This window comes from Nocardia sp. NPDC058176 (assembly GCF_042883805.1).
In the GTDB taxonomy this organism is placed as follows: Bacteria; Actinomycetota; Actinomycetes; order Mycobacteriales; family Mycobacteriaceae; genus Nocardia.
In genome coordinates, this window is record NZ_JBHVVA010000009.1 from 73,339 (window position 1) to 90,121 (window position 16,783).

Below are 16,783 nucleotides of genomic sequence, written 5' to 3' on the forward strand. Positions count from 1 at the left end.
GTGCGCATCGACCTGCATACCCATTCCACCGCCTCCGACGGCACCGATACACCGGCCGAGCTGGTGCGGCACGCCGCGGCCGCCGGGCTCGACGTCGTCGCGATCACCGATCACGACACCACCGGCGGCTGGGCCGAGGCCGAGGCGGCGCGTCCGTCCGGCCTGACCCTGGTGCGTGGCATGGAGATGTCGTGTACGGGCATGGGCGAGGACGGCTACCCGGTCCCGGTGCACCTGCTGGCCTACCTGTTCGACCCCGCCGATCCCGGCTTCGCCGAGGAGCGCGAGCGGCTGCGCGCCGAACGGGTGGCCAGGGTGCGGGCGATGGCCGACAAGATGGTGGCCGACGGACTGCCGATCGATCCCGACGCGGTCCTCGCGGGCGCCGGTCCGGCGGCGGGCCGTCCGCATCTGGCGCGGGCGCTGGTCGCGGCCGGGGTGGTCGACAGTGTCGACGCGGCCTTCGTCGACCTGCTCGCCCCGCACGGCCCGTACTACGCGGAGAAGGTCGACACCCCGCTGACCACCGCGGTGCAGCTGATCGCCGCCGCGGGCGGGGTCAGCGTGCTGGCGCACGTGCGAGCCCGCAAGCGTGGCCGTCTGCTCGCGCTCGACGACATCCGGGTGCTGGCCGGGCTCGGCCTCGGCGGGCTCGAGATCGACCACCCCGACCACAGCGCGGCCGATCGCGCGGTGCTGACCGACCTGTCCGCCGAACTCGGTCTGCTGCGCACCGGCTCCTCGGACTATCACGGGGCCAACAAGACCATCGAGATCGGTGCGTGCGGAACCGATCCCGAGCAGTTCGAGGCGCTGATCGGCAAGGCGAGCGGGGTGCCGGTGATCGCCCCGTGACGCTGGTTCGTGGCATCAGCGGGATCATGGCGGGCGGGGTCCTCGTCCTGCTGTGCGTGGTGATCGGCGCCGCGGTGATGGGATCGCGCCGGGACTTTCCCGGGCCGGGTGCCGAATCGCTGAGCTGGCATGTCGTCGCGGCGCTCGTGGTGGTGGCGGCGCAGCTCGTGGCCGACCGCGGGCGGGGGTTCGCGGCGCTCTCGGGCTCGGCGATCGTTCTGGTCACGACCGGTGTACTGCTTTGGACACAATGGTGGGGTTGATGGCCTCGTAATGGTTGCGGTCGGGTGAACGGTGCCCGAATATTTGTTCTTGTGAGCAGCATCGAGACCGATGTCCTGATCCTCGGCGGCGGGCCCGCCGGACTCTGGGCCGCCGTCTCGGCCGCGGCCGCCGGAGCCAGGGTGGTGCTGATCGACAAGAGCCGGTGCGGTTCCAGCGGCCCCACCGTCTACGGCACGACCACCCTGTGGGACATCCCGGCCGGACCGGCCAGGGCCGCCGCGGTCGAACGCGCGCTGGTGCACGGCGGCGGGCTCGGTGATCCGGCCTGGTTGCACCGGGTCGTCGAGGAGACCAACCACCGGTTGCGCGACTGGTCGGGCACCAGGGTCACCGAGGCCGGTGGCGACCCGCCGCGGGTGCACCTCGACGGCGCGAGCTATCTGCGCAGACTGCGCCGCGGGGCGCTCGAGGTCGGCGTGCGCATCTTCGATCACCATCCCGCGCTGAACCTGCTGGCCGATCCGGCGGGCACGGTCGTCGGGGCCGCGGGCGTCCAGCGCCACAACAGATTTCGGCCGTGGACCGTGCGCGCGGGCGCGGTCGTGATCGCCACCGGCGGCTGCGCGTTCCTGTCCGGCGGTGCCGGTACCGAGACGAGCACCGGCGAGGGCCTGCTGATGGCGGTCGAGGCGGGCGCCGAACTGGCGGGCATGGAATTCTCCAGCGCCTACGGACTCGCCCCGGTGCTGTCGCGGGTACGCCCGCACCCGACCGTCGCGCCGGGACTGTCGATGCGCTTCGCCACCCTCTACGACGAATCGGGCGCCGAACTGCCCGACCGCTACCCGGCGGCACTGTCCGCCATCGCCGACGGCCGCCGGGTCTTCGCGGCGCTGCACGAGGTCCCCGACACGGTCCGGCACTGGCTGAGCCGGCACGGCGCCGTCGACGCCGCGGGCCGGGTGCCGGTGCGGGCGGTGCTGGAGGGCACGGTGCGCGGTGCGGGTGGTCTGGCGCTGGCCGGTCCCGATTGCGCCACCACGGTGCGCGGGCTGTTCGTCGCGGGGGATGCCGCGGGCCGCGAGGTCGTCGTCGGGGCGGCGGGCGCGGCCGGTGGCCTCAGCGGCGCGTGGGCGCTGTCGTCCGGTTCCTGGGCCGGGACGGGTGCGGCCGCCTTCGCCGCGACCGCCGAGCGCGCGAGCGTGGCGCGTCCGCTGGCCGGGGCGGGTCTCGGCCCGCACGCCCACATCGATCCGCGCTCGGTGATCGGCCTGGTGCAGGAACACACCCTGCCGCTGCGGCGCAGTTACCGGCGCAGCGCGGGCAGCCTCGCCGACAGCATCGCCGAGCTGGACACGATGTGGCCGGGCGCGCAGTTCGAACTCGGCGGGATCGGCGCGGGCCAGGTGCGGGCCCGCCAGGCCGCCGCGCTGCTCGCGGTCGCCCGCTGGGCGGGCTACAGTGCGCTCGAGCGCGCCGAGAGTCGCGGCATCCACCGGCGCATCGACCATCCCGAGCCGGTCGCCGACTGGCGGGTGCGGCTGCGCTGTGGTGGGCTCGACGAGGTGTGGGTGCGCCGCGAGGAGCACCGGGAACCGCTGGGCGCCGAGCTCACCGCGACCCGACCGGCCGCGGTGTGATTGTTCACCGGATGTTCCCCCTCAACTGCGAGTTTTCTCTTACGCCTCGGCAATTCGGCGCGGTTACCCTCGATGGATGACACGCGGCCAGATGACATCGGCGACCGGTTTGGCAACTGGTCTGCCGGGCTGGCAGAATGTTGCGGATTCCCTTCCCACGCCACCGCCGGGTTCGGGGACCAAGGTTTCCTTCCGCTTCGCGACGCACCGTCGTAGCCGAGGGCCGACCCGTTTACCCGCCGGACCACCCGTCCGGCTCCGCTCGGCGGATCAGTGCCGCACCACGCGACCCGGACTTCCGGGGAAACGCGAGCGCCTGCGCACCCGATGAGCGTTCTGTAATTCCGTAGTTCCGACATACCCGGCGGTAACCGTCCCCCGGTTGAGCCCGATTCGAGCAGGAGTGAAATCGTGTCACCTGTGACTGACGCACCGAATGCCACCGCGGCGCCCAAGGCCGATGACGCAGCGAGCCTCGCTGCCATCACCAACGACGAGATCTTCGCGGGTCATCTCGGCGGCAAGCTGTCGGTCGAGCTGGCCGCGCCGCTCGAGACCCAGCGCGATCTGTCCATCGCCTACACCCCCGGCGTCGCCCAGGTCAGCCGTGCGATCGCCGAGGACGCGGCGCTCACCAAGCGCTACACCTGGACCGACCGCCTCGTCGTCGTGGTCAGCGACGGCACCGCCGTGCTCGGCCTCGGTGACATCGGCCCGCGCGCCTCGCTGCCGGTGATGGAGGGCAAGGCCGCGCTGTTCAAGAAGTTCGCCGGGCTGAACTCGATCCCGCTGGTGCTCGACACCACCGATCCCGACGCGATCGTGGAGACCCTGATCCGCCTGCGCCCGAGCTTCGGCGCGGTGAACCTGGAGGACATCTCCGCTCCCCGCTGCTTCGAGATCGAGCGTCGCGTCATCGAGGCGCTGGACTGCCCGGTCATGCACGACGACCAGCACGGCACCGCCATCGTGGTGCTGGCCGCCCTCAAGGGTGCGGCCGCGCAGCAGGGCCGGGACATGTCGGCGCTGAAGGTCGTCGTCTCCGGTGCCGGTGCGGCGGGTGTGGCCTGCGCCAACATCCTGCTCGCCGCCGGTGTGCCCGATGTGGTCGTGCTCGACTCCAAGGGCATCGTGAGCACGGGTCGCGACAACCTCAACGGCGTGAAGGCCGATCTGGCCGCGCGCAGCAACCCGCGTGGTCTCGTCGGCGGTGCCGCCGAGGCGCTGGCCGGGGCCGACGTGTTCCTCGGCCTGTCCGCGGGCACGATCCCCGAGGCGCTCATCGCCTCGATGGCGCCGGAGTCGATCGTGTTCGCCATGTCGAACCCGGACCCGGAGATCCACCCCGAGGTGGCCGCCAAGTACGCCGCCATCGTGGCGACCGGCCGCAGCGACTTCCCGAACCAGATCAACAATGTGCTCGCCTTCCCCGGCGTGTTCAAGGGCGCGCTGGACGCGGGCGCCCGCCGCATCACCGAGCGCATGAAGGTGGCCGCCGCCGACGCGATCTTCGGCGTGGTCGCCGACGAACTCGCCGTCGACCGGATCATCCCGAGCCCGCTCGACCCGCGCGTCGCCCCGGCCGTCGCCGAGGCCGTCGCGGAGACCGCGCGCGCCGAGGGCGTCGCCCAGTAATTCGCAGCACCACCGCAGCGCCTCGTTCCCACCGGGAGCGGGGCGCTGTCGCGTTGTCTGGGATCATCGGGCGATGACGACGATCACCGTGCAACTCCCCGACGAGGTCCACGCGCAGCTCACCGCCGCGGCCGCCACCGAGGGTGTCGGGGTGAATGCGGTCGTCGTGTCGGCGGTCCAGGATTGGCTGCACGCCCAGGCCCAGCGCGCCAACGAGCGCGCCCGGGTGCAAGCCGCCTTGGCCGACGACCCCCACCTGCGCGCTCTCCTCGGTGATGAGTGAGGGCAGGCCGTCGATGCCACCGGTTTGATCATCGGTGCCGACCGCGCGGCGGCGTGCGCGACTGTCGTCGGTGCCGCCGAATCTCTCGGCGGGGTCGTCCGCGTCCCTGCTGAGACGGGTGGCCTACTCGGCGACCGGTAGCGCACCGGTGCCGACGATCGACCCGCGCGCGAGCCGTCCCGTGCCGGGCACGCTGGCCCACACGGCTGCGGCCAGGAGCCCATCGAGCGTCAGCGCCCCGGGTGACCTACTTCGCGACCGGCACCACGTCAGTGCTGACAATCGACCCACGGGCCAGCCGTCCCGTGCCGGGCACGCTCGCCCACACCGCCGCGGCCAGCAACCCGTCGAGCACCAGCGCGAGCACCGCCACCAGCAGTGCGCCGACCAGCACCAGGTCGTAGCGATACAGTCCGATGCCGTCGAAGATGTAGCGGCCGAGCCCGCCCAGGTTGACGTAGGCGGCGATGGTCGCGGTGGCGACCACCTGCAGTGTGGCGCCGCGGAGGCCGCCGAGCAGCACCGGCATGGCATTGGGCAGTTCGACGCGGAACAGGATCTGCCGCTCGGTCATCCCCATCGCGCGCGAGGCGTCGACGACGTCGGCGTCCACATTCGCGATACCGGCGTACGCACCGGCCAGCAGCGGTGGAATGCCGACGGTGATCAGCGCGAGCAGCGGCGGAATCAGCCCGAGACCGAGCAGCAGCACCAGGAAGGTGAGCAGGCCCAGGGTCGGCAGCGCTCGCATGGCGTTGGCGAACCCGACCAGCACCGCACTACCGCGCCGGGTGTGCCCGATGACCAGCCCGAGCGGCATCGCGATGACCGCCGACAGCGCGACGGCCAGGAAGCTGTACCAGAGATGTTGCAGCAGACGGTGTTCGACTCCCGACGATCCACCCCAGTTCGCGCCGTCACTCAGGTAGTGCCAGGCGTCGATGAACAGATTCACGCCGGGTCCTCCCGACCGGACAACGCGCCCCGTCGCGCCCCGCCCGCCCACTTGCTCCCGCGCCCATCGACGCGAGTCCAGGGAGTCGCGAGCTTGCCCAGCGCGAAGACCACCCGATCGAAGATCAACGCCAACGCCAGCGTGACGATGATGCCCGCGATGATCTGATCCGGATAGTCGCGCTGATACCCCTGCGTGAACAGCTTGCCGAGCCCACCCACCCCGATCAGCGCGCCCACCGACACCATCGCGATATTGGTGACCACCACCACCCGCAGCGTCGAGACGAAAACCGGCAGCGCCAAGGGCAAGTCGACGGTGAGGGTGCGCCGCAGCCGTCCGAACCCGATCGCGTCGGCGGCATCGGTCACCTCGGCGGGCACGGTGTCCAGCGCGGCGGGCACCGCGATCACCAGCAGCGCGGTGGAATACACGGTCAGCGCGATGATCACGTTCAACGGATCGATCGCCGAGAGCCCGACCAGCGGCGGGATGATCACGAACAGCGCGATCGAGGGAATCGTGTAGGCCAGGCTCGACGCCGTAGTCACGACCTTGCGGGCCAACCCTTTTCCGCGCAGCAACGCGCCCACCGGCACGGCGATCGCCAGCCCGAGCAGCAGCGGCACCAGCGACAGCACCAGGTGCGTCCGGGTGATCGCCATGATCTCGGCGAAGTTGTCGATCAGATATCTCACGAGGTGCCCTGGTCGAAGAACTCCTGATTGCGTCGCGCGTCCTCGGCGGCGCGCTGCTCGGCGAGCCGGGTCAGCACCTCGGTGGCGAGCACCCCGCCACGCACCGCGCCGCCCTCGTCGACGGCCACCCCGATCCCCGACGGCGAGGAGATCGCGGCATCCAGCGCCTGACGCAGATCACCGCCGGGCGCGAACAGCGAGCCACCCGCGGACAGGCTCTCGCCCAGCGGTTTCCCGCCGCGCACCGCCTCGACACCGGTCACATCCACCCAGCCGCCGGGCTTGCCGTCACCGTCCACGATCAGCGCCCATTCGCCCTGTTCGAGCCGGAGCTCGGCGATCCGTTCGGCCGCGACCGTCCGGATGTCGTGCAGCGCGACGGTATCGGCGCTGCGGAACGACAAGCCGCGATAACCGCGATCCCGCCCGACGAATCCCGCGACGAAATCGGTGGCGGGCTGGGCCAGCACCCGCTCCGGCGCATCGAACTGCTGCAGCACCCCGCCCCGCCCGAACACCGCGATCTTGTCGCCGAGGGTGATCGCCTCATCGATGTCGTGGGTCACGAACACGATCGTCTTGTGCAGCTGCGCCTGCAACCGCTGCATCTCGACCTGCAATTCGGCGCGCACCACCGGGTCGACCGCGCTGAACGGCTCGTCCATCAACAGCACCGGCGGATCCGCCGCCAAGGCCCGCGCCACCCCGACGCGCTGCTGCTGACCACCCGAGAGCTGCGCCGGATACCGGTCGGCCAGACCGCGATCCAGCCCGACCCGGTCGAGCACCTCCAGCGCGGCCGCCCGAGCCGCCTTGCGGGATTGACCGAGCAGCATCGGCACGGTCGCCACATTGTCGAGCACCCGGCGATTGGGCAGCAGCCCACCGCTCTGGATCACGTAACCGATGCCCAACCGCAGTTTTACGGGATCGACCGTCGAGATATCGCGCCCGTCCAGCGTGATGGTGCCCGAGGTCGGGTTCACCATCCGGTTGATCATCCGCATCGAGGTGGTCTTGCCGCAGCCGGAGGGTCCGACGAACACGGTGAACGATCCCGAGTCGATCCGCAGATTCAGCTCGCGGACCGCCTCGGTGCCGTTCGGGTAGGTCTTGGCGATCCCGCGGAATTCGATGTCGGACACGGGTTCTCCTAGCCGATGGGGGAGTTGAGCCCCTGCGCGGTGATCCAGGCGAGCGCGGCCGCCTTCGGTTCGATCTTGGCGTCACCGGACACGGCCGTGTTCAGCGAGATCAGTTCGGTGGTGGTGAGCTTGGCCGACACGGCATCGAGCACGGCGACGGCCTTGTCGGTCTTCTTCTCCGCGTTGAACAGCGGCACCACGTTCTGCGCGGCGAAGTTGTGCGCCGGATCGGTGAGCACCACCAGATCGTTCTCCGCGATCGCCTGCGAGGTGGTGAAGATGTTCGCGGCGCGCACCTGCCCGTTGACCAGCGCGTCGACCGTCGCCGGTCCGCCGCCGTCGGCGATCGGGACGAAGTTGGCCTCGCTGATGTCGAGTCCGTAGTTCTTCTTCAAGCCGGGCAGCCCGCCGGGACGCTGCGCGAATTCCGCGGGGGCGCCGAACTTCACCTCGTCCGAATGCGGTGCCAGATCGGCGATACTGGTGAGATTCCACTCCTCGGCCGTCGCGCGGGTGACCACCACGGCATCGGAATCCTCACCGGGGGCGGGCGTGGCGATGGCGAGATCGTCGCCGAGTGCGGGCGTCAGCGCCTTGTTCACGTCGATGGCGGCGGTGGCGGTGGCCTCGGGGTCCAGGTATTGCAGCAGGTTGCCGGTGTATTCGGGGATCAGCGAGATCGCGCACTGGCGTAGCGCGGGGATGTAGGCCTCGCGGCTGCCGATGCCGAAGTTGGTGTCGACCTTGAAGCCGTTGATCCGCAGGACCTCGGTGTAGATGTTGGCCACCGTCTCGGACTCGGGGAAGTTGGCCGAGCCGATGATCAGCGCGTCGCTGGCGCAGTCGCCCTTGGCGGCCAGCGGATCGGAGTTTCCACAGGCGGCCATCACCATGGCGGCGGCCAACGCGACAGCGGCTGCGAGTACCCGGCCTGCCCGCACCGCGAGACGGCGTGCCGGTCGAGGTTGTCCGTGCGGAGAAGAGGTGAAGGTGGTTTTCACTGGTGTCCTTCCGGCAAGGCGGGCAGTGCGCTGTGCGTGCGACGCGGGGGCCGCAGGTACATTCTGGGTGTTCATACTGCCCGCGTCGCGCCGAATTGCGCGGGTTGACCGCAAATACGGGAAGTTGGTGTCGTCGAGGATGGTGCCGGGCGCCCTGCGACGGAGTGCGGCCGCGATACTGGTCGCCACCTGCTCGTTAGCTGCCGTGGCCTGCGCGGATGACGATGCGCGCGCGGTGGTCGCGGTCGGTGCGGATTCCTCGACCGAGTCCGTTCTGCTCGCCGAGATCTATTCGCAGGCACTGTCTCGAACCGGCACCGACACCACGGTCCTGACCGGCCTCGACACCCCCACCGCCGACCTCGATGCCGGCCGGATCGCCGTCCTGCCCGCCCGCAACGGCAGCCTGCTCGACCGCTGGAATCCGTCCGCCGCCGCCCGCGCCCCCGAGGATGTCCTCGCCGCGGTCAATGCCGCCCTGCCCCAGGGACTGTCGGTCTCCGACGCCGCCGACGGCACCGACCTGCGCCCCCGCCTGCTGGTCACCGAGGACTTCGCCACCCGCGAGAACCTGCGTACCGTCGCCGCCCTAACCTGCCCCGAATTGACCGCCGGCTACACCGAACTCCCCGGCCTCGCCCCCACCGCCATCGGCCCCGACCTCGTCGCCGACTGCGCCTTCGCCGCGACCAGCCACTACCCCGACACCGAAGCACTGCGAAACGCCCTGCGCGACGGCCAGATCCAGGTCGGCATCGTCAACGGCCCGCCCACCGGCGAGAACCCCGCCGACCTGATCACCCTCGACGACGAGGACTACGCCCTGCGCACCCAGAACATCCTGGCCCTGCACCGCACCGGCATCTTCGACCGCCGCCAGACCAAGAAACTCAACTACGTCGCGGGCGAACTCACCACCGAGGAACTGATCGACCTGATCACCCAGGTCGAATCCGGCGCCGCCCCCGCGATTGTCGCCCGCACCTGGCTCGACGACCACGGTCTGTAGCCCCCTTGCCCTTTCGCGGCCTTTCCGCGCGAGATGGTTAGATGTCGATGGCAACGACGCGGTACCGGGTGGGGGAGAACATGATCGACAGCACCGGAATCCGCGCGTCCCTCCGCCTCGCCGGGCTCTCGCTCGTCGTCGGCGTGGTCGCGGCCTGCGGTGGGTCGACCGTGCCGATCGACCCGATCGACGCACTACCGCCGCTGTCGGAATTTCCCGCCGGGTATCGCCTGATCGGTGAACCGCGCGAGTACGACGGAACCGAGAAGGTGGACGTCCCAGGGCTGGACCTGGACGTGCGCTACACCGACGAATCCTGCCGGGTACTGATCGATACACCGATCGGCGCCGGCGCCGGTGAATCCGTCTCCAGCGTGCATCGGGCGGTGTATCTGGTGCAGGTCACCGCCGCGGATCTCGACCCGGCCGAGCTCGGCTCCGCTGTCGACCGCTGCGCGACCGTCGAGGGAGAATCCTCCAACTACTCACTCCACATGGCAATCACCAAGATCGATTCCCCGGGCGCCGACACCGTCGGCTTCCGCGCGTCGGGTGTACAGACCGTGCGCAGCCCCAGCGGCACCCTCACCGAAACAGTCGTCGTCCAGGACCGCCTCGTCGGCCGCGTCGGCGAATACGTACTCACCGCCGCGGTCTCACTGAACCCCATCACCGGCACCACCGTGACCGACGACGAGATCGCCGCCGAATCCCCAGTCCTACGCTCGATTTTCGACCAGACCATGCGGCGACTGAGCGGAGAGACCGAGTGAGCATCGAGTCGAGACTCCGAACCATCGCCCCGCACCGTTCGGTTCGCCTGCGCGCAATAGCCGGTGCCGTTGCCATCTCGACCGCGGCGCTGGTGTTGTCGGCATGCGCGGAGACGTCGAACTGGGGGACGATACAACTCGGCGACTGCGGATACTTTGCCGAGGTTCCCGGACCCGAGCCGTGGAAGCTGGAGCACCGCGACTGCACCGACCCCGAGGCTGCGCTGGTCGTCGTGCGCGGCGCGTCGACCGAGAGGTGCGCTGACGAACCCTTCAGCTCGCACCGGATCTCGACGCGAGGCGCGACCCGCAATCTCTGTACCCAGCTGAATGCGCAGGTGGGTGACTGCTATAACGACATCAAGAACCGATACGCGCACTTGGTCAAGCTACGCAAGGTTCCGTGTTCGACCCCACAGGCTCACCAGGTCAACACCCGCGTCGACAGTGACGACTACGGGGTCTGCGACAACGCGAAGCTCGAGTACGGAGAGACAGAGAAGGTCCAGCACAAGCAGCCCCCGGCGTCCTTCTGCCTGCACCGAATCGGAACATAGTCGGCCGTTGGATCACGCGGCGACCCAACGGCCGCTGAATTCGCTACTGCACGTTGGCCGTTGCCGCGGTGAGCTGTGGGGTGATGCGGTCGAGGGCGAAGCGGAGGGACTTCGGGGTGCCCGCGGCGAGGGCTTGGATGGCCGGGTCGTCTTCGGGGAGGCGGACGGCGCGGTCTTCGCGGACGACGGCGAGGGAATTGATCAGGGTGTCGTTCTCGAGTTCGGTGAAGGGCAGGCCGATGGTGGTGAAGACGGCTACCTGGGCGTCGAGGTCGCCGACGCGTTCGACAGGGACCTGGGCGAAGAAGCCGGAGCTCTGCAGCTGGGTGACCGGGGGATTCTGGACGAAGCCGAGTTCGCTGAAGAAGTCGAAACGGGCATCGCCGGCGAGGTAGGCGCCGTAGGCGGTGCCGAACTTGGCGCCGTAGACGAAGCGTTTGTCGGCGAACTCCGGGTGTTCGCTGCGGACGGTCTGCTGCGCGTCGGTGGTCTCGGTGACGAGTGTGTCGGCCTCGTCGCTCTTGCCGAGCGCGGCACCGATCAGTTCGGTCTGGGTCTTCCAGTTGACGGCGTAGTCGCCGGTGCCTTCGGGGGCGGTCACCACGGGCGCGATCTTGCGCAGGTTGGCGGTGATGTCGCTGTCGGCCTTGGCGCGCACGTTCAGGATCAGATCGGGGTCGAATTCCTCGATCTCCTGCATGTTGAAGTCACCGGCGCTCTGCGCGGAGATCAGCTGCGGGGTGGTGCCGACGGCCGCCGCGTCCCACTCGCCGACGCCCTTGCTCGCCTCGCCGAAGCCCATCCAGTCGTAGATGGCGACGGGCGTGACGCCGAGTTCAACCGCGATCGCCCCGTCGGACCAGCCCAACGCGACCACCCGCGGCTGGTCCGGCAGCGAGAAGCCGGGCGTGCTGTCGGGGTTGTCGAACACGTCGTGGGTGGTTTCGTCGGATTGCACGCAGGACGTCGTTGCCAGGATCATGCTCGCCAGCACCGCGACGACCACACTGATGCGTCTTGTCGACATGGGGTTCCTTCCGGGGTTGTGTCGCACGGGTTCACACGTCTTCGGCGGCGCGCAGATTCGCGGTGTCACCGGGCACGCTGTCGAAGCGCACCGCGCCCTGGGCCAGGGGGACGATCAGCGGGGTTCCGGTCTGTGGGTCGGCGATGACCTCGCAGTTCACCCCGAATACCTGTTCGACCAGGTCCTCGGTGATGATCTCGCCCGGCGGCCCGACCGCGATGATCTCGCCACTGCGCATGGCGATGATGTGACTGGCGTAGCGGGCGGCCTGGTTGAGATCGTGCAGCACCGCCACCAGCGTGGTGCCGCGCCGATTGAGTTCGGTGCACAGTTCGAGCACCTCGATCTGATGACCGAGGTCGAGATAGGTGGTCGGCTCGTCGAGCAGCAGGATCGGCGTTTCCTGGGCCAGCGCCATCGCGATCCACACCCGCTGCCGCTGACCACCCGAGAGCGCCTCGACCGGTCGCGTCGACAGCTCCGTGAGCCGGGTGACCTGCAGCGCGAAGTCGACCGCGCGCTGATCGTCATCGGTCCACTGCCGGAACATCTTCTGATACGGGAAGCGCCCGCGCGAGACCAGATCGATGATGGTGATGCCCTCGGGTGCGATCGACTGCTGCGGCAGCAGACCCACCTCGCGCGCGAATTCCTTGCCGCCGAAGGACGCCACGTCGCGCCCGTCGAGCACCACCGCGCCCTGCTGTGGTTTGAGCAGTCGCGACAGCGCGCGCAACAGGGTCGACTTGCCGCAGGCGTTGGGTCCGACGATGACGGTGAACGAGCCGTCCGGCACGACGACGTCGAGATCGGCGATGACGGTGCGCTCGCCGTAGCCGACCCGCAGGCCCGTGCCGGTGAGCCGCCCGGTGGCGTTGCTGGTCATGGCCTGGCCTTTCGGGACTGGGCGAGCAGGAGGAACAGCAGGTAGATCCCGCCGAGCGAGGTGGTGACCACGCCGACGGGCAGCTGGGTCTGCGGCGCGAGGATGGTGCGGGCCACCGCCTCGCTCGAGACCAGCAGCGTCGCGCCGACCGCGGCCGAGGTGACCAGCGGGATGCCGGGACTCGGGGTGATCCGCGCGGCGACCTGCGGGGCGACCAGGGCGACGAAGGCGATCGGCCCCGCGATCGCGGTGGTCGCCGCCGCGAAACCGACCCCGATCACCAGCAGGACCAGCTGGGTGGACCCGGTGTCGACGCCCTTGCTGCGCGCGGAGTCGGTGCCGAGCTCGAACATCCGCATCCGGGGCGCCACGATGATCAGCGCGGGGACCAGCACGGCCAGCGTCACGAACACCGGAATGGTGTCGGTCATGGTCAGATTGCGCAGGTTGCCCATGCCCCACGCGGCCGCAACGCCCGCGTTCTGCACATCGGCGGTGGCGACCAGATATCCGTTGAACGACAACAGCATCGCCGAGATGCCGATGCCGACGATGATGAACCGGTAGTTGCCGGTGCCGCCGCGCATGCCGAGGAAATACACCGCCACACCGGTGAGCAGACAGCCGATCAGCGCGCCGATCGTGGCGCCGCCGGAGCCGAGGCCGAGGACCAGCATCGCCACCAGCGCACCGGTGTTGGCGCCGGTGGTGAAGCCGATGATGTCCGGGCTGCCCAGTGGATTGCGGGTGATGGTCTGGAAGATCGCGCCCGACAAGGCCAGTGACGCGCCACCGAGCGCGGCGGTCACGACGACCGGCAGCCAGGTCGCCACATGATTGGCGGGCGCGCCACCGAGCTGGCCGGTCAGGACCCGGATGACCTCGAAGAAGCCGAGTCCCGGCGTGCGGGTGGTGCTCGCGCCGAGCGACCAGATGCCCACCGCCGCCGTGACCAGCAGCAGCGCGCAGGTGATCGCCACCGAGACGATGTCCACCCGCATGCTCAGCCCGATCCGGGGCACCCGCAGGAAGCGCACCCGCTTCGGCCAGCGTGCCGACGCGACGGGGATCGCGGGCGTCACCATTGCGATCCCTTCTCCCGGCGGGCCAGCCAGATCAGCACCGGCGCCCCGAGGAACGCGGTGACCATGCCCACCGGCAGTTCACTCGCCGTGGCGACCCGGGCGATCAGATCCGAGCCCACCAGCACGATCGGTCCCACCACCAGGCACAGCGGGATCATCCACCGGTGATCCGGCCCGACCACCATGCGCACCGCGTGCGGCACCATCAGCCCGACGAAGGTGATCGGCCCGACCGCCGCGGTCGCCGCACCACACAGCACCGTCACGACCACGAACCCGCCAACGCGCACCCAACGCACCGGCACACCGAGCGCGCTGGCGCGATCGTCGCCGAGGGCGAGTGCGTTGAGATAGCCCGTCAGTGCCAGCGCGCCGATCGAGCCGAGCAGCACCAGCAGCCAGGTCGACGAGAGCTGGTCCCAGCCGCGCCCGTCCAGGGTGCCGATCAGCAGTCCGCGGATGGTGTCGAAGGTCTTGGGGTGAATCATGGTGAGCGCGAACGCGAGTCCGCTCAGCGCCGAGGCGATCGCGACACCGGTGAGCACCAGCTTGGCCGGACTGGCCCCGCCCACGCCGCGGGAGCCGACGAAGTACACGAGCACCGAGGCCGCGAAGGCCCCACCCAGCGCCCACCACGTGTAGTCGGCGCTGGTGGCACCCACCAGCACCGACCCGAGCACCATCGCGAAGTACGCGCCCGCGTTCACCCCGAGAATGCCCGGATCGGCCAGCGGATTCCGCGTCAACCCCTGCATCACCGCTCCGGCCACCCCCAGCGCCGCCCCCACCACCGCCGCCAGCAGTGTGCGTGGAATTCGCTGCTCCCTGATCACCCCGAGCGTCGTCGGATCCCCCTCGCCGAACAGCGCCCCCCACGCCTGTCCCACCGTGAAGTCACCACTGCCGACGAACAACCCACCGGCCAGCAGCGCGACCAGCAGAACCACGAGCGATACCAGCACCACGGTCCGCGACAACACCGCCCGCGGCGCGGTCATGGTTGCTTGGGACACGGCGGTTCACCCTCGATTCACAACGCTCCGGTTGGTGGCCGAGGACACGGTGCCACCGCTGCCGGTTAGCTTAGCCTCAGGTTAGCTACCGGCACCAGAATTCCCGGGCGTGTTCTGCTTCGGAACGCACCGTTCTCCGTGTTTCCGCCGTCCGGTCGGTCCTGATCGGTGCAGAATCTGTGGCTCTGAAGTTGTTAGGGGTCAACGGATCTGGTTGGATCCGTGCTGGATCGGCTGTACCTGCAGCGAACCAGGCTTGGACGGAGATTCGGATGCACCCGGTGAGCCCGGAACAGCGGCAGCAAATGCTCAACATGGCTGTGAACAGCGAAGTCGCTCGAGGTGCTCAGGTTTTGGAGATGAACCAAACCTCTGCCGTGCTCTCTGAGGTCGATGCCATCAATCACGTCCTGCACCTGATGATAACGGTGTTCACCTGCGGTTTCTGGGTGCTCGTGTGGCTCCTGGTTGCAGCGACTGCGCGGCCCCGATCGTTTCGGCTGACCGTTGACGAGTTCGGAATTGTTCAACGATCGAGTTCGCCCAAGTTGGTGACGGCCGGCGGCTGGGAACCCCACGACGGCCTGTGGTGGCGGAGGCCGACCGACCGGCGGTGAACTCGCCGCGCGGTTCCTCTGGAACACCCAGTCCCTGCCTAGCTGGGAATTTCGGGCGAGAGCGGGCGAGATCGGCCCGCGATGCTGTGGGTTGAGCGGTGTGCCATTCTCGGGCCATGTGAAAAGCGAGGATCTGGGCGGTTGTCACGGCAGCGGCCCCGATCGCCTTGCCGCTGCTCGCGATCGGCGTGGTTGCCCTCGGCGGCGCGGTCGTTGGGTTCGATTCCGAAGGGCTGGTCTGGTACTGGGTGTTCGTGCTGATGTTCGGCAGTGTCGTGTTCGTTCCCGGCATCGCGGTGACGCTCGTCGGCGCGGCCCGGCTCGGGCGTCGCGGCGGAACCACCACCACCGTCATCGGTGCGGTCCTGCTGGCCGTCGCCGCGGTGCTGATGATCCTGGCCGGTTTCGAAGACGCCCATCTCGGCGCCGAGAACCCCGATCTTCCGCGCATGGTCGCGGTCCTGTCGATGCCGGAAACGGTCGCGTTCTCGGTGCCGTACCTGCTCGTCGTCCTCAGCGTTGTGTACGCCTGCTGGCACTTGGTCGTGGCAGGCCGGTCGCGCCCCGAGACGGCGCCGGTGCCTTCCTAGTCGTTCGGGACGGTCTTGCCGACCTCTGTTCCACTCCGTATATTCCTACTGGAATATTTGGTTCGGAACATGGTGGAGGTCGGTGTGGGGCAGATCGGGCGGGGGAAGCTGACGCCGCTGGCGATCGCGGTGTTGGCGCTGCTGGATGAGCGGCCGATGCATCCGTATGAGATGTATCAGTTGCTGATCGCGCGGCGGGAGGATCTGCTGGTCAAGGTGCGGCCGGGGTCGCTGTATCACGCGGTGGCCAGGCTCGCCGACGAGGAGATGGTGCGGGCGGAGGGGACGGAGCGGGCGGGGAATCGGCCCGAGCGCACCACGTACCGGATCACCGAGGTGGGGGTGGACGCGCTGCGGGGGCGGATCGGTGAGCTGTTGCGGGCGCCGGTGCAGGAGTTCCCGATCTTTCGGCTGGCGCTGGCCGAAGCGCATTCGCTGCCCATGGAGCAGGTCGTCGAGCTGCTCCACGAGCGGGCCGGGCACCTGAATCAGGACCTAACCGATATGGACGCGATGCTCGACTGGACGCGGGCGCGGGAGATGCCGCGCCGGTACTGCGTCCACCTCGAATACATCCGCGCCACCATCGGGGCCGAGCTGGCCTGGGTCGAACAGTTCGCCGCCGAACTCGGCAGCGGCGCCGTGGCGTGGGAGGAGTTCGACCCGAGCACCGGTGAGCGCCTCACCGACCACAACATCGCCACCCACGAGTGGCCCGCCGGTGACGATCCCGACGCCGTGCCGCGGCCGCGCTGGGCCACCGGAACCGACTCCCGCCTTCGATAGGAA

The 16,783-nt window shown here is 69.4% G+C and carries 19 protein-coding genes; 11 read left to right on the plus strand and 8 right to left on the minus strand.

Features of this window, described 5'->3' with window-relative positions; genetic code table 11:
- The 5 genes from ACFVVM_RS31110 to ACFVVM_RS31130 all read left to right on the plus strand — a co-directional run bounded on the left by ACFVVM_RS31110 (position 1) and on the right by ACFVVM_RS31130 (position 4,638).
- The gene (locus ACFVVM_RS31110) at positions 1 to 855 is read left to right on the plus strand and encodes a PHP domain-containing protein (protein ID WP_387625602.1); all 855 of its coding nucleotides are present in this window, start codon (positions 1 to 3) and stop codon (positions 853 to 855) included.
- A complete protein-coding gene (locus tag ACFVVM_RS31115) occupies positions 852 to 1,118 on the plus strand; it encodes a hypothetical protein (RefSeq protein WP_387625604.1) in 267 nt (88 codons plus the stop codon). Before ACFVVM_RS31110 ends, ACFVVM_RS31115 begins: the two co-directional genes overlap by 4 nt.
- Before the next feature lie 51 nt (positions 1,119 to 1,169).
- A complete protein-coding gene (locus ACFVVM_RS31120; RefSeq protein WP_387625606.1) occupies positions 1,170 to 2,720 on the plus strand; it encodes an FAD-binding protein in 1,551 nt (516 codons plus the stop codon).
- A 411-nt stretch (positions 2,721 to 3,131) separates the two neighbouring features.
- Positions 3,132 to 4,355 carry an NADP-dependent malic enzyme gene (locus ACFVVM_RS31125; protein WP_387625608.1) on the plus strand — a complete coding sequence of 408 codons (1,224 nt, stop codon included), beginning with the start codon at positions 3,132 to 3,134 and terminating at the stop codon, positions 4,353 to 4,355.
- A gap of 73 nt (positions 4,356 to 4,428) precedes the next feature.
- Positions 4,429 to 4,638 (plus strand): hypothetical protein, encoded by a 210-nt coding sequence (locus ACFVVM_RS31130; RefSeq protein WP_387625610.1) that lies wholly within the window; start codon positions 4,429 to 4,431, stop codon positions 4,636 to 4,638.
- Positions 4,639 to 4,885: 247 nt separating this feature from the next.
- Here ACFVVM_RS31130 and ACFVVM_RS31135 read toward each other — a convergent pair whose 3' ends face one another.
- The 4 genes from ACFVVM_RS31135 to ACFVVM_RS31150 are packed head-to-tail and all read right to left on the minus strand — an operon-like array spanning position 4,886 to position 8,329.
- Positions 4,886 to 5,593: an ABC transporter permease gene (locus tag ACFVVM_RS31135; RefSeq protein WP_387625612.1), complete on the minus strand. Its 708-nt coding sequence runs from the start codon at positions 5,591 to 5,593 to the stop codon at positions 4,886 to 4,888.
- Positions 5,590 to 6,291, minus strand: coding sequence for an ABC transporter permease (locus ACFVVM_RS31140; protein ID WP_387625614.1), 702 nt, complete (start codon positions 6,289 to 6,291; stop codon positions 5,590 to 5,592). The genes ACFVVM_RS31135 and ACFVVM_RS31140 overlap by 4 nt, the downstream gene beginning before the upstream one ends.
- Entirely contained in the window at positions 6,288 to 7,436 is a 1,149-nt protein-coding gene (locus ACFVVM_RS31145) for an ABC transporter ATP-binding protein (RefSeq protein ID WP_387625616.1), read from the minus strand. The genes ACFVVM_RS31140 and ACFVVM_RS31145 overlap by 4 nt, the downstream gene beginning before the upstream one ends.
- Positions 7,437 to 7,444: 8 nt before the next feature.
- Positions 7,445 to 8,329, minus strand: a complete 885-nt coding sequence (locus ACFVVM_RS31150; RefSeq protein ID WP_387625842.1) for an ABC transporter substrate-binding protein — start codon at positions 8,327 to 8,329, stop codon at positions 7,445 to 7,447.
- A 235-nt stretch (positions 8,330 to 8,564) separates the two neighbouring features.
- On the opposite strand from ACFVVM_RS31150, the gene ACFVVM_RS31155 reads away from it, so the two are divergent.
- The 3 genes from ACFVVM_RS31155 to ACFVVM_RS31165 are packed head-to-tail and all read left to right on the plus strand — an operon-like array spanning position 8,565 to position 10,776.
- Positions 8,565 to 9,446: a glycine betaine ABC transporter substrate-binding protein gene (locus ACFVVM_RS31155; RefSeq protein WP_387625619.1), complete on the plus strand. Its 882-nt coding sequence runs from the start codon at positions 8,565 to 8,567 to the stop codon at positions 9,444 to 9,446.
- A 47-nt stretch (positions 9,447 to 9,493) separates the two neighbouring features.
- Positions 9,494 to 10,219 (plus strand): hypothetical protein, encoded by a 726-nt coding sequence (locus tag ACFVVM_RS31160; RefSeq protein WP_387625621.1) that lies wholly within the window; start codon positions 9,494 to 9,496, stop codon positions 10,217 to 10,219.
- Positions 10,216 to 10,776, plus strand: coding sequence for a hypothetical protein (locus ACFVVM_RS31165; protein ID WP_387625623.1), 561 nt, complete (start codon positions 10,216 to 10,218; stop codon positions 10,774 to 10,776). Before ACFVVM_RS31160 ends, ACFVVM_RS31165 begins: the two co-directional genes overlap by 4 nt.
- 43 nt (positions 10,777 to 10,819) lie before the next feature.
- Here ACFVVM_RS31165 and ACFVVM_RS31170 read toward each other — a convergent pair whose 3' ends face one another.
- From ACFVVM_RS31170 to ACFVVM_RS31185, 4 genes are read right to left on the minus strand one after another with little or no spacing between them, the layout of a single operon-like run.
- A complete protein-coding gene (locus ACFVVM_RS31170) occupies positions 10,820 to 11,803 on the minus strand; it encodes an ABC transporter substrate-binding protein (protein ID WP_387625625.1) in 984 nt (327 codons plus the stop codon).
- 31 nt (positions 11,804 to 11,834) lie between these two features.
- On the minus strand, positions 11,835 to 12,689 hold the full coding sequence (locus ACFVVM_RS31175) for an ABC transporter ATP-binding protein (RefSeq protein ID WP_387625627.1): 855 nt from the start codon (positions 12,687 to 12,689) through the stop codon (positions 11,835 to 11,837).
- Positions 12,686 to 13,774, minus strand: coding sequence for a FecCD family ABC transporter permease (locus ACFVVM_RS31180; protein WP_387625629.1), 1,089 nt, complete (start codon positions 13,772 to 13,774; stop codon positions 12,686 to 12,688). Before ACFVVM_RS31180 ends, ACFVVM_RS31175 begins: the two co-directional genes overlap by 4 nt.
- A complete protein-coding gene (locus tag ACFVVM_RS31185; protein ID WP_387625631.1) occupies positions 13,768 to 14,787 on the minus strand; it encodes a FecCD family ABC transporter permease in 1,020 nt (339 codons plus the stop codon). The genes ACFVVM_RS31180 and ACFVVM_RS31185 overlap by 7 nt, the downstream gene beginning before the upstream one ends.
- 272 nt (positions 14,788 to 15,059) lie before the next feature.
- Between ACFVVM_RS31185 and ACFVVM_RS31190 the strand changes: the two genes are divergently transcribed.
- The 3 genes from ACFVVM_RS31190 (at position 15,060) to ACFVVM_RS31200 (ending at position 16,780) form a co-directional block, all read left to right on the plus strand.
- Complete coding sequence (locus ACFVVM_RS31190; protein WP_387625633.1) at positions 15,060 to 15,404, plus strand: hypothetical protein; 345 nt, start codon at positions 15,060 to 15,062, stop codon at positions 15,402 to 15,404.
- A 167-nt stretch (positions 15,405 to 15,571) separates the two neighbouring features.
- On the plus strand, positions 15,572 to 15,994 hold the full coding sequence (locus ACFVVM_RS31195; protein ID WP_387625635.1) for a hypothetical protein: 423 nt from the start codon (positions 15,572 to 15,574) through the stop codon (positions 15,992 to 15,994).
- Positions 15,995 to 16,063: 69 nt separating this feature from the next.
- A complete protein-coding gene (locus tag ACFVVM_RS31200; RefSeq protein WP_387625637.1) occupies positions 16,064 to 16,780 on the plus strand; it encodes a PadR family transcriptional regulator in 717 nt (238 codons plus the stop codon).
- Positions 16,781 to 16,783 lie beyond the last annotated feature (3 nt).